The sequence below is a fragment of the Actinocatenispora sera genome (genome assembly GCF_018324685.1).
Taxonomy (GTDB): domain Bacteria; phylum Actinomycetota; class Actinomycetes; order Mycobacteriales; family Micromonosporaceae; genus Actinocatenispora; species Actinocatenispora sera.
In genome coordinates, this window is sequence record NZ_AP023354.1 from 508875 (window position 1) to 520775 (window position 11901).

General features: G+C 73.4%; 11 protein-coding genes. 5 read left to right on the forward strand and 6 right to left on the reverse strand.

The window, feature by feature from the left end; genetic code table 11:
* The first annotated feature begins 13 nt into the window (after positions 1 to 13).
* The 3 genes from nagA to Asera_RS02345 all read left to right on the forward strand — a co-directional run bounded on the left by nagA (position 14) and on the right by Asera_RS02345 (position 3036).
* Entirely contained in the window at positions 14 to 1132 is a 1119-nt protein-coding gene (gene nagA / locus Asera_RS02335; protein WP_030446837.1) for an N-acetylglucosamine-6-phosphate deacetylase, read from the forward strand.
* The gene (locus Asera_RS02340) at positions 1129 to 2079 is read left to right on the forward strand and encodes a 1-phosphofructokinase family hexose kinase (protein WP_030446838.1); all 951 of its coding nucleotides are present in this window, start codon (positions 1129 to 1131) and stop codon (positions 2077 to 2079) included. The genes nagA and Asera_RS02340 overlap by 4 nt, the downstream gene beginning before the upstream one ends.
* A gap of 117 nt (positions 2080 to 2196) precedes the next feature.
* On the forward strand, positions 2197 to 3036 hold the full coding sequence (locus tag Asera_RS02345; RefSeq protein ID WP_030446839.1) for a class II fructose-bisphosphate aldolase: 840 nt from the start codon (positions 2197 to 2199) through the stop codon (positions 3034 to 3036).
* Between the two features lie 74 nt (positions 3037 to 3110).
* On the opposite strand, the gene Asera_RS02350 is transcribed toward Asera_RS02345, so the two are convergent.
* The 4 genes from Asera_RS02350 to Asera_RS02365 form a co-directional block, all read right to left on the reverse strand.
* Positions 3111 to 3986 carry a hypothetical protein gene (locus tag Asera_RS02350; protein WP_030446840.1) on the reverse strand — a complete coding sequence of 292 codons (876 nt, stop codon included), beginning with the start codon at positions 3984 to 3986 and terminating at the stop codon, positions 3111 to 3113.
* A complete protein-coding gene (locus tag Asera_RS02355) occupies positions 3983 to 4492 on the reverse strand; it encodes a SigE family RNA polymerase sigma factor (protein ID WP_030446841.1) in 510 nt (169 codons plus the stop codon). The genes Asera_RS02350 and Asera_RS02355 overlap by 4 nt, the downstream gene beginning before the upstream one ends.
* Positions 4493 to 4978: 486 nt before the next feature.
* Positions 4979 to 5659 carry a phosphatase PAP2 family protein gene (locus Asera_RS02360; RefSeq protein WP_030446842.1) on the reverse strand — a complete coding sequence of 227 codons (681 nt, stop codon included), beginning with the start codon at positions 5657 to 5659 and terminating at the stop codon, positions 4979 to 4981.
* Positions 5660 to 5915: 256 nt separating this feature from the next.
* Positions 5916 to 7313, reverse strand: a complete 1398-nt coding sequence (locus Asera_RS02365; RefSeq protein WP_051802368.1) for a trypsin-like serine peptidase — start codon at positions 7311 to 7313, stop codon at positions 5916 to 5918.
* 179 nt (positions 7314 to 7492) lie between these two features.
* On the opposite strand from Asera_RS02365, the gene Asera_RS02370 reads away from it, so the two are divergent.
* Entirely contained in the window at positions 7493 to 8752 is a 1260-nt protein-coding gene (locus Asera_RS02370; protein WP_030446844.1) for a DUF4032 domain-containing protein, read from the forward strand.
* Between the two features lie 140 nt (positions 8753 to 8892).
* Here the strand turns inward: Asera_RS02370 and Asera_RS02375 are convergent, their stop codons facing one another.
* Entirely contained in the window at positions 8893 to 9546 is a 654-nt protein-coding gene (locus tag Asera_RS02375; RefSeq protein WP_030446845.1) for a winged helix-turn-helix transcriptional regulator, read from the reverse strand.
* Between the two features lie 165 nt (positions 9547 to 9711).
* Complete coding sequence (locus Asera_RS02380; protein ID WP_157034874.1) at positions 9712 to 10467, reverse strand: hypothetical protein; 756 nt, start codon at positions 10465 to 10467, stop codon at positions 9712 to 9714.
* Between the two features lie 291 nt (positions 10468 to 10758).
* Between Asera_RS02380 and Asera_RS02385 the strand changes: the two genes are divergently transcribed.
* The gene (locus tag Asera_RS02385; protein ID WP_030446847.1) at positions 10759 to 11820 is read left to right on the forward strand and encodes a WD40/YVTN/BNR-like repeat-containing protein; all 1062 of its coding nucleotides are present in this window, start codon (positions 10759 to 10761) and stop codon (positions 11818 to 11820) included.
* Positions 11821 to 11901: the final 81 nt, after the last annotated feature.

Genomic DNA, 11901 nt, shown 5'->3' on the forward strand with positions numbered 1-11901 from the left:
AGGAGCTGTGCGGATGCCGCTGTTGCACAACGCCCGGGTGGTGACCCCCACCGAGGTGCTGGACCGGGCGTGGCTGCGGGTCGAGGACGGGCTGATCACCGAGCTCGGTACCGACGCACCGCCGTCCACCGCGGACGACGTGGACCTGGGCGGGCACACCGTACTGCCCGGGTTCGTGGACATCCACACGCACGGCGGCGGTGGCGCCACGTTCACCACCGGTGACGCCGACCAGGCGCGTACCGCCGCGGCGTTCCACCGCCGGCACGGCACCACCACGCTGCTGGCGAGCCTGGTCACCGCGCCTGCGGAGCTGATGGCCGCGGCGACCACCGCATACCGCCCGCTGGTCGCGGACGGCACCATCGCCGGCCTGCACTACGAGGGCCCGTACCTATCGCAGGCGCGCTGCGGTGCGCAGAACCCGGCGTACCTGCGCGATCCCGACCTCGACGAGATCAGCGGGCTGCTCGACCTCGGCGGGGTGCGGATGATGACGATCGCGCCGGAGCGCGACGGCGCGCTGGACACGATCCGGCTGCTGGTGGCGCGCGGCGTCGTCGCCGCCGTCGGGCACACCGACGCCAGCTACGAGCAGGTCGGCGCCGCGATCGAGGCCGGCGCCACGGTCGGTACGCACGTGTTCAACGGGATGCGCCCGATCCATCACCGGGAACCGGGGCCGATCCTCGCGCTGCTCGACGCGCCGGGCGTCACCTGCGAGTTCATCGCCGACGGGCACCACCTGCACGACGGCACGCTGGCCTTCGCGGCGCACGCGGTCGGCGCCGGCCGCGCCGCGCTGGTCACCGACGCGATGGCCGCCGCCGGCATGTCCGACGGCGAGTACGACCTGGGCGGCCAGGCGGTGACCGTCACCGACGGGGTGGCCCGGCTGTCGGTGGGCGGCTCGATCGCCGGCTCCACCCTGACCATGGACGCCGCGCTGCGCCGGGCGGTCGGCGCCGGACTGTCCATCGTGGACGCCGCCCGGATGGCGGCGACCACGCCGGCCGCCGCGCTGGGCTTCCCCGACCGCGGCGAGCTGACCGTCGGCAAGCGCGCCGACCTGGTGGTACTGGACGAGTTCCTCGCGGTGCGCCGGGTGATGCGGGACGGAGCTTTCCAGTGATCCTCACCGTCACCCTGAACGCCGCACTGGACGTCACCTACCGCGTCGACGAGCTGCGGCCGCACGCCACCCACCGGGTACGCGAGGTGTCGACCCGGCCGGGCGGCAAGGGCGTCAACGTCGCCGCGCTGCTGACCGCGCTGGACGAGCCGGTGGTCGCCACCGGGCTGGTCGGCGGGCCGACCGGGGAGCAGATCCGGGACGGGCTGGCCGCCGCGGAGATCCCCGAGGCGTTCGTCCCGATCGCCGCCGACTCGCGGCGCACCCTGGTCGTCGCCGACGGTACCGACGCGACCGGGTTCTGGGAGCCGGGGCCGCCGGTGACCGAGGCGGAGTGGGACGCGTTCGTCAACCGGTTCCGCGGGCTGGCGCGGGTGGCGCGCGCGGTGGTGCTGTCCGGCAGCCTGCCGGCCGGGCTGCCCGACGACGCGTACGCGCAGCTGGTGGCGATCACCGCGGAGGCGTCCGTACCGTCCATCGTGGACGCCGAGGGTGCCGTGCTGGCGGCAGCGCTGCCTGCTGGACCCACCGTGGTGAAGCCGAACGCGGCCGAGCTGGCGTCGGTACGCGGTGGGGCCGCGCCGGAGACGCCCGCCGAGGTGCTGGCCGCCGCGCACGCGCTGCGCGACGCGGGGGCCCGCGCGGTGGTCTGCTCGCGCGGACCGGACGGGCTGATCGCGAGCACGCCGGACGGCGCGTACCGGGCGGTGCCGCCGGAGACGGTCGCCGGCAACCCGACCGGCGCCGGCGACGCGGTGGTCGCCGCGCTGGCCCGCGGGCTCGCCAACGGCGAGTCCTGGCCCACGATGCTCACCGCCGCGGTGGCCCTGTCCGCCGCGGCGGTCGCGGCACCGGTGGCCGGCGCGGTCGACGGCAGCGCGTACGACCGGCTGCGGCACACGGTGGAGGCCGAAAGCATGGTGCTGCCCGGGTCGCTGGCGGACTGAGATGGCCGGCCCCGCACCCCAACCACCCGCGGCCCGGCGTCGTCCGGGCGGCCCGCACCGGACGGACCGCCCGTCGGGCGCCGATCCGACCGGAACTGCGACGAGGAGCCGAGAGCGATGCCCCTGACCCCGACCGGGCGGCTGGTGGCCGACGCCGCCGCCGCGAACCACGGCCTCGCCGCGTTCAACGTGATCACCGTCGAGCATGCCGAGGCGATCGTGGCCGGCGCCGAGCGCGCCGGGCTACCGGTGATCCTGCAGATCAGCCAGAACGCGGTGAAGTTCCACGGCGGGCGGCTCGGCCCGATCGCCGCAGCCACCGCCGCGGTGGCCGAACTGTCCACCGTGGACTGCGCGCTGCACCTGGACCACGTCGAGGACCTGGCGCTGCTGCGGCAGGCGCCGGCGCACCGGTTCGGCTCGGTGATGTACGACGGGTCGACGTTGCCCTACGCCGAGAACGTCGCCGCGACCCGGGATGCGGCCGCGTACTGCCACGAGCACGGGCTCTGGCTGGAGAGCGAGCTGGGCGAGGTCGGCGGCAAGGACGGCGCGCACGCGCCCGGGGTGCGTACCGATCCGGGCGAGGCGCGCGAGTTCGTCGCCGCCACCGGAGTGGACGCGCTCGCCGTCGCGGTCGGTTCCTCGCACGCCATGACGTCCCGGTCCGCGAGCCTCGACCACGCGCTGATCGAACGGATCGCCGCCGCGGTACCGGTACCGCTGGTGCTGCACGGCTCGTCCGGGGTACCGGACGACGAGCTGGCCGCCGCGGTCCGGGCCGGCATGGTGAAGATCAACATCGGTACCGCGTTGAACATCGCGTTCACCGGCGCGGTGCGTACCGTGCTGGCCGGCGACGACAAGCTCGTCGACCCGCGCAAGTACCTGGTCCCGGCCCGGGACGCGATGGCCGACGCCGTCGCCCACTTCCTCACCGTCCTCGCCGGCCGCTGACGGCCCGCCGCCCTCGGCAGACCGACGGTGGGAGCGCCAGCCCGGCGGCTGGCGCTCCCACCGTGCGGTGCGGGCTACTGCAACGGCGGCTTGACCACGTGCACCGGCTCACCGAAGTGCGAGAAGGTCAAGCCGGTCGGCGCCGCCTTGGCGCCCTTGGGCGCCTGCCACGACTCGAGCTTCTCGACGTAGCCGGAGCCGACGCCGACCCATGCCTGGGTCGTGTCGTAGCTGCCGTCCCCGACGACCGGCTTGGTACTGGTCACCGAGTACACCTCGTACTGCTTGCCCTTCCAGGTCTTGCGGCCGAGATCACGGATCGGCCCCTCCTCCTTCATCTCCTTCAGCACGCCCTGCAACGTGGCGGTACGGCCACCGCAGTAGAACGTGTCCGCGGGGTCGCCCTTGAAACCACCCTTCCTGAGGTCGGCCGAGTACTTCTTGAAGTCGACCTTGCGCCAGCCGGCCGGCGAAGCGCCGCCGGACGAGCTCCACACGTAGTAGGTGCCGCGAATCACGCGGAACTCCTGGACCTTCGCGCCGGCCTCGTAGGAGTTGCTCGAACCCACGCTCTGGTTCGGGTCGTAGTCGCCGATGCAGTAGGACTTCTCGCCGGGCGGGTTGCCGTCGTTGAAGCTCCGGACCCGGAAGCTGGTGTTCTTCGTCTTCTCGACGGCGGACGCCAGCTCGACGTGGGGGCTGTCCACCGAACTCTGCCCGCCCGTCGGGTGCTTCGCGGTGCTGTGCTGTGGGGAGCCACCGGTCCCGGCGACGGCGGCGCCGACGCCGATCACCGCGACCGCACCGAGGGCCGTCGCGGTCCGGCCGGCGACCCGGGCGCGAGCCGCGGACCGGCCGCGGCGCAGCAGCTCCGGTACCGGGGCCTCGCCCGCCGGTTCATGATCCACCAGGTTGTGCAGGGCTTGGGAGAGGTCGTCGCGATCGTTCATGTCCTTGCTCCTTCGTCTACGGGGGTGAGCAGGTCGCGTAGCTTCTTCAGCGCCCGGGCGTTCTGGGACTTGACGGTGCCGACCGAGCAACCCAACGTCTGGGCGACGTCGCGCTCGGACAGATCCGCGTAGTGCCGCAGGACGACGATGGCGCGCTGTCGCGGCGGCAGCGCACGCAACGCACGCCGCAGCAGGTCGGCCGACTCGACGTTCACCGCGGGCATCGGGCTGTCCGGCGGCTCCGCCACCAGGTGTTCTCGCCGCCTGCGTCGCCAGCGGCTGATCCGGCCGTTGACGAGCATCCGACGCAGGTACGCGTCCGGGCTGCCGCCCCGGCTGACCCGCCGCCAGCGCGGGTACAACTTCACCAGGCTGTCCTGGAGCAACTCCTCCGCCCGATGCCGGTCACCGACGAGCAGCGTGGCGACCCGCAGCTGCGGGGCCCAGCACCGTTCGACGAAGGCGGCATATTCCGCGTCGCCTGCTCGTTTGCTGTCTTCGCTCACACCTCTCCCACGCCGCGCCCACCGGATAGGTTGGCTGTCCGGCGCACTCGTCACGGCCAGGGGCGGGCGACCGGCGGCGGACGCCGTTCCAGCAGCGGCGGGAGCGACAGCGCCGACCAGGGCAGCCGGCAGCCGATCCGGTAGAGCAGGACACCCAGTGTGAGACCGGCCAGATCGTCGGTGCGCCAGTGGACAGGATCGCCGCGGCCACCGGCGCCAGCAGCGGCCGCACCGTGCGCCGGCGTACCGCGAGAAGCAGCACCACCGTCATGATCCAGCCGCCGTTGCCGACCAGGTTCACCGCGCGGGGCAGCCAGTACGCGACGGGTGGGCGGCGCGCGTCGCACTCCTCGTACAGGCAGGGGTCGAACCCGGTCAGCGGGCGCAGCCAGCGCAACGACACGGTCAGCGCGGCGACCCCGAGCGCCAGCGCCACCTCGACCGACCAGCCCGCCGGCCGCAGCCGGAGCCGGATCTCGGTGCGGGTCAGGGTCGGTGCGGTCGGTCCAGCGCGGCCGGCAGCGGGATGCGGTGCCACGGGATCCGGGCCAGGATCCGGCACAGCAGCACGCCGAGCAGCAGCCCGGCGATCGTGTCGGTCAGCCAGTGGTACCCGAGGTAGACGGTGGTGATCGAGGTGGCCACCACCGGCACCACCCGGACCGCGGTCAGCACCCTCGCCGGCAGGTAGCTGGCCAGCAGGGCGGCGAGCACCGCGTACCAGACGATGGTGTTGACCAGATGCCCGGACGGGTAGGACTGCTGGCCCGGGGTGGCGAACAGCTCGACCGCGCCGTAGTGCGGGGCGGCCCGCTCGGTGCCGAGCTTCAGCGGACCCAGCACCCCGTAGGTGAGCAGCTCGGCCGCGAGTACCGGCAGGACCGGCCGGACGGTGCGCGCCCGGACCGCGAGGACGATCGCGATCACCAGGGCCAGCACCGCGAGCGGGGTGCCCTGGCCGAGGTGGTTGAACAGCCAGGCGGTCCAGTACGCCGCCGCCGGCCGGTGCCCGTCGCTGAGGTCCCGGACCGCCACGTCGAGCCGGAGCAGCGGCGGCCACCACAGCAGCGCCGCGGTGATCGCAAGGAAGCCGCCGAGCAGCGCCGCGTCGACCCCCCAGGCCCGCGGTACCGGCCGGATCGCCACGACCACGGCCGAGTCACTCACCGACCTGCCCCGCACGCACCCCGCCGCCCATCGCACCCCCTCGTCGGGTGCCCACCGCACCCGACGCGACGGTACCCCGGCCGACCCCACCCGACCCCCTTTCCCGCCGATCAAGGTCTTCGCACGCCGATCAAGGTCTTCGCACGCCGATCAAGGGATCCGGACACGTTTCGCCGGGAAGTCGTGTCGCGATCCCTTGATCAACTTTCCGGGCGCTTGATCAACGGGGCGGGACTGGGCGGGGTGGCGGGGCGGGTCAGAGCAGCGACTTGATCTGGGGGTAGATCAGGTCGATGCGCACGCCGCTGTTCGGGCAGCCGCCGAGGTGGTGCAGCGCGATCACCCGGTTGGTGCTGCGGGCGATGACCGGCGAGCCGGACGCGCCCGGCGCGGTGTCGCAGCGGTACCCGGTGTCGGAGTTGCTCGCGTACCCGTCGATGGTGGCCTCGTCGATCCGGCAGGTCGCGCCGTTCTCCCCGTCGGAGGCGATGGCGAGCTTGGTCGGGTCGCCCTCCGGGTGCTGCGGGATGTACACCTGCTCGCCGGCCTTCGGCTTGCGGATGTCCAGCCCCAGGTAGCCGAAGTGCTTGATGGAGGCGAAGTCCGACACGCTGAACAGCGTGTAGTCGAGCGTCTCGTCGGTGCGCAGCAGCTTGTCCGCCGGTACCTTCGTCACCGGCGCGATCTCGCTGCCGCCGCAGCTGGAGCACTGGTAGTTGAACCAGACCTCGGTGTTGGACGCGTCCGCCTGGTCACCGATGCAGTGGTGGTTGGTGAGCATCCGGTCGTCGGCGGTGACCCGCCACGCGGTGCACAGCGTGGTGCCGTTGATCAGCAGCCGCGCCACCGGCAGCGAGTGCTGGTACTCGACCGGATGGCTGGTCTTGTAGCAGACCGCGTCCTGCGCATCGTCCGAGCCGCAGACGCTCTCCGGCCGCCGGCCGCCCTCGGCGAGCCGCTGCTTGTGCTCCCGGTCGGCCCGCTGGGAGGCGGTGAACCCGTGCGCGACCCTGTCCACGTCCACGCCGAACTTGCCGAGGCCCGGACCGGGCAGCGTCTTGTGCAGGGTGACGACTGCGGTGTCGCCGGTGATCGACATCGCCCAGAAGCCGTCGGCGCCGCTCACCGTGCTCGGCGAGTCCTTCGGCAGCTTCAGCAGCCGCGGATCCCCCCGGTAGGTGTAGCTCTGCTTGCCGGACTCGTCGGAGACGGTGACCCAGTCGCCGGGGCGTACCAGCAGGCGGGCGAAGTGCACCTTGACGTAGGCGGCGCCGGGGTAGCTGAACCGGGTGGTCGGGCTGCCGGAGTAGTCGACGTGCCGGGTGACCGAGTCCTGGCTGCCGGCCTCCGCCACGCCGACCGCGGCCGGCTCGGTGGCCGACTCGGCGTGCCGGCCCCGGCTCGTACCGCCGGCGTGCGATCCGGTGGTCGCGGCGTCGCCGTGGCCGGTGCGCCGCCCGGTGGGGGCGTTCGCGGCGTCGTGCGCGCCGGTACGGGCGTCCGACGTCCGGTGCGCCGCCGCCGTGGCGTGCGGCGTCGAGCCGGTCATCAGGTGCCCGACGACGGGGCCTCCGGCGGCCGCATCGCTGCCGACCGCGAGCGCGGCGACGGCCACCCCCGCGGCGACGAGCAGCCCGGTCCGACGACGTGTCATGTACCGCTCCCTCCTGGACGGACGCCGGCGGCTTCGACCGCAGCGGCGCGGTGGCCACCCGACGGTGGTCTCCTCCAGGCGGCTAACGACTGGCTCCGGGCGAAAGATGCGGTAAGTGGCCACATTGCCACTCTGTGGAGTCATCGGGGCGGTCAGTGGGCAGCGCGACGATCCTCACTGTGCCGATGGGCTGCCGCCGGCGGTGTACCGGCGGCATGCTGAACACCGTGCACATCACCTCCGCGTTGACCGATCCGGCGCTGCTGGACCTGCCGTGGGAGACGCCGCTCGCGCAGTGGCCGGCCGACTGGCTGGTCGCGCTGCCGCGCGGCATCTCCCGGCACGTCGTGCGCTTCGTCCGGCTCGGCGAGGTGGTGTACGCGGTCAAGGAGACCGGCCAGCGCGTCGCCGACAAGGAGTACGGGCTGCTCCGCGGCCTGGAACGGCTCGACGCGCCGGCCGTCGCCGCCGTCGCCATCGTGTACGACCGGAAGGCCGACGACGGCGAGCCGCTGGCGCCGGCGCTGATCACCCGGCACCTGCAGTTCTCGCTGCCCTACCGCGCGCTGTTCTCCCACACGCTGCGGCCCGACACCATGAACCGGCTGCTCGACGCGCTCGCCGCCCTGCTGGTACGGCTGCACCTGGCCGGGTTCTTCTGGGGCGACTGCTCGCTGTCCAACACGCTGTTCCGGCGCGACGCCGGCGCGTTCGCCGCGTACCTGGTGGACGCCGAGACCGGCGCGCTGCACAACCAGCTGTCGGCCGGCCAGCGCGACGAGGACCTGGAGCTCGCCCGGGTCAACATCTTCGGCGAGGCGCTCGACCTGGAGGCCGGCGGCTACCTGCACCCGTCCATCGATCCCGAGTGGGTCTCCGAGCAGGTCGTCGAGCGGTACCAGGGGCTCTGGCACGAGATCACCTACGAGCAGGTGATCGGCCGGCGCGAACGGCACAAGCTGGAGTCGCGGATCCGCCGGCTCAACGATCTCGGCTTCGACGTCGCCGAGATGTCCATGAGCACCACCGAGGCCGGCGACGCCTACCGGGTGCGGCCCAAGGTCGTCGACGCCGGCCACCACGCCCGCCGGCTGCAGCAGCTCACCACCCTGGAGGCCGAGGAGAACCAGGCCCGCATCCTGCTCAACGACCTCGACACGTACCGCGCGGCCAACGGCATCCACGACGAGCAGATCGCCGCCGCCCGCTGGCTGACCGACGTGTTCGAGCCCGTCGTCGCCGCGGTCCCGGCCGAGCTGCGCGGCAAGCTCGAGCCGACCGAGCTGTACCACCAGCTCCTCGACCACCGCTGGTTCATGTCCGAGGAGGCCGGCCTCGACGTCGGCATGCACATCGCGCTGATCTCGTTCCTGGACAACGTGCTCGCGCACAAGCCCGACGAGCAGGCGGTTCTCGGCGAGGAGGTCGCCGCGTCCTGACCAGGCGCCGCCGTCAGCTCACCGCGGTCGCCGCGTCCTGACCCGGCGCCATCGTCAACTCACCGCGGTCGCCGCGTCCTGACCCGGCGCCATCGTCAACTCACCGCTGTACCCGGGCCTGGCTCGACGCTCGGCTCTCGTCAGGCCACCGCGGTCGCCGGGGACAGGCGGAACGCCCGCTTCACCTGCTCCACTTCGTCGGCCGGTCCGGTGAAGGTGACGGCCCGCAGCGCGCGAGCGGCCTTCGTCGCCGAGCTCGCCGTGCGCACCGCGATCAGATCCGCGGCACGGCCGGTCACCGTGACCGCGGCCGGGCCGTCCGAGGGCGCCAGACCTGCCGCGGTGACGGCGAACTCGAACCGCCGCCCGTCCACGTCGACCGCGACGTTCAGGTGCAGATCCCGCGCCGCCTCCGGATCGAACGCCAGCAGGACCCCGGCGAGGAAGCCGCTGGACGGTGACACCGCGCCGGGTGCCGCGGTGTCCCAGTCGCGCAGCCCGAACCGGGCGACGGCGGACAGGATCGGTACCACGTCACGCCAGCCGGCCGCGCTCAGTTCCAGCACCGTCCGGGCCACCGGCGGTGGCAGCTCGGTCCGGGTGACCAGGCCGGCGTCGGTCATCTCCCGCAGCCGTTCGGCCAGCAGGTTCGTGGCGATGCCGGGCAGCTCGGCCCGGATGTCACCGTACCGGCGGGGCCCGCCGACGAGCTCGCGCAGGATCAGCAACGTCCAGCGGTCGCCGAGCACGTCGAGTCCGAGCGCGATCGGACAGTTCTGTCGGTAGCTTCGCACCGGCCCGGGCACCTCCTGCTGATCGTGCCGATCCTAAGTCTCTCCCGGGAACGGGCCACGGCTGCCGCCACGGGCCCGGCCCGGCGCGATGGTTGCCGGTCCCGCCGGTGCGATGGTTGCCGGCGCCGCGAGGCCCGCCCGGTGCGCGCATCGCGGCCACGGACGTCATGCCGCCGGGGCGGGCTGCGCCGGCATCGTCGCGGCGGAGGTCCGGGTCCGCAGTCGCGCGAGCGAGACGATGTGCAGCACGAACAGCAGCGGTACGCCCGCCGTCGGGATCAGCGCGAGGGGCAGCGTGGACACGTCCTGCGTGGTCGGGGTCAGGTGCAGGATGGGGCTCCGGCCCGGCCCGCCGACGAACGCGATCGTGAACGCGGTGACGAAGTCCATGATGCCGAGCACGTTGAACCAGATCGCCCGGCGCCGCCCGCTGCCGTCCCGCAGCCGGCGCGACACTCCGCGCGCGGCCAGGCCGACCGCGATGTCGCCGAGCGCCGCGGGGAGCGCGAATGCCGGCGGCAGCAGTCCCAGTACCAGGGCGATCAGGAAGATCACGCCGACGATGCGCACCTCGTGCGGCCGGGCCAGCCGGGACGCGACGTGCGGGCCGGACAGGATCCGTGCCATCACCGGCAGCCGGGTCAGCAGTATCAGGCCCGCCAGCGGCACGGCGAAGCCGACCAGCAGCCACGGCTTGATCGTCGAGCTCTCCATCCGGTAGACGTGCCCGGCCGCCGCCAGGGTGGTCAGGACGATCCATCCGACGTACCCGGCCGCGAACACCGCCACCACGCGCCGTGCCACCGGGTCACCGACGCCGGCGTCCCGTGCTGATCTGCGCAGCTCCCGCGCCGTGCTGTACACGATCAGCGCGACGCCGATCAGCACCAGCGCCGACAGGTACCAAGGTCCAGTAGACATGCTCACTCCGCTCCACCAGGTCGCTGCACCGGTCGGCGTCAGCGCACGTGAAACTCTATCGAATAGACAACTTTTTAAAGCGTGATTGAGAACATGCTCACACGGTCACCGACCGTGTGAGCGGGGGAGGGCGGCCGCCATACCCGGGCGTCGCGCGACCGGGGCCCGGGTGCCGCACCCGGGCGTCGCGCGGCCGGGGTGCCGTACCGGGCGTCGCGCGGGACGGCACCCCGGGAGCCGGGTGTCGTCGCGGGCTGCACCCCGCCTCCCGGCCCGGTAGGTTGCGGCGACATGAGACTTCGCAACGTACTGGCGGCCACGGCGGTCGCCGCGGGCGTGCTGTCGGCGGCGGTACCGGCGGCCGCGCACCCCGGAGCCCAGTCGCGGCACCCCGCCCAGCACCAGCCGTCCTGGCGGATGGTGCACACCGGCGGCGGGCAGTTCCGCGGCCTGGCCGCGGTGAACTCGCGGGTGGCGTGGGTGGCCGGAGTGGGCGGCGTGGTCCTGCGCACCACCGACGGCGGGCGCGACTGGCAGACCGTGTCCCCGCCGAACGCGGCGGACCTGGAGTTCCGCGACATCGAGGCGACCGACGCGTACCACGCCGTCGCGTTGTCGATCGGCCCCGGCGAGGCGTCCCGGATCCTCGTCACCGACGACGGCGGCGCGCACTGGACGACCGCGTTCCGCAACACCGACCCGAACGCGTTCTACGACTGCACCGCGTTCTACGACCGGTGGCACGGCCTGGCGATGTCCGATCCGGTCGACGGCCGGTTCCGGATCCTGTCGACCGCGGACGGCGGGCACCACTGGCGGGTACTGCCGGCCGCCGGCATGCCGCCCGCGCAGTCCGGCGAGGCCGGCTTCGCCGCCAGCGGTACCTGCCTGGTCACGATCGGCCGCGCCGCGTTCCTCGCGTCCGGCGGCGGCGCGGTGTCCCGCGTGTACCGCTCGGACGACCTCGGCCGGCACTGGCGTTACGCCGGCACGTCGGTACCGAGTTCGGCCTCGGCCGGGATCTTCTCGCTGGCGTTCCACGACCCGCGGCACGGCGTCGCGGTCGGCGGCGACTTCGCGAACCCGGACGCGGCGCCGAACGGCGCGGCGGTCACCGCGGACGGCGGGCGCAGCTGGACCGGCGTCGACGGCCCCGGTCAGTACCGGTCCGGCGCGGCGTTCGTGGACCGGCGCACGGTGCTCGCGGTCGGCCCGACCGGCAGCGACGTGTCGACCGACGGCGGGCGCAGCTGGACCCGGTTCGACGACGGCAGCTTCGACGCGGTGCAGTGCGCGCACCGCTCCTGCTGGGCGTCCGGCGTCGGCGGCCGTATCGCGGTGCTGGACCGCTGACGGTCCGCGGTGGGTTGATCATGGTCTGATGCCGCCGGAGCGCGAACTCCGGGCGACACCAGACCATGATCAATACCGGCG

Excerpts from the sequence above, each read along its gene's own strand:
- Asera_RS02345 (WP_030446839.1), top strand. The coding sequence starts at position 2,197 with ATGCCCCTGACCCCGACCGGGCGGCTGGTGGCCGACGCCGCCGCCGCG.
- Asera_RS02365 (WP_051802368.1), bottom strand. The coding sequence starts at position 7,313 with ATGACACGTCGTCGGACCGGGCTGCTCGTCGCCGCGGGGGTGGCCGTC.
- Asera_RS02385 (WP_030446847.1), top strand. The coding sequence starts at position 10,759 with ATGAGACTTCGCAACGTACTGGCGGCCACGGCGGTCGCCGCGGGCGTG.
- nagA (WP_030446837.1), top strand. The coding sequence starts at position 14 with ATGCCGCTGTTGCACAACGCCCGGGTGGTGACCCCCACCGAGGTGCTG.
- Asera_RS02380 (WP_157034874.1), bottom strand. The coding sequence starts at position 10,467 with ATGTCTACTGGACCTTGGTACCTGTCGGCGCTGGTGCTGATCGGCGTC.
- Asera_RS02350 (WP_030446840.1), bottom strand. The coding sequence starts at position 3,986 with ATGAACGATCGCGACGACCTCTCCCAAGCCCTGCACAACCTGGTGGAT.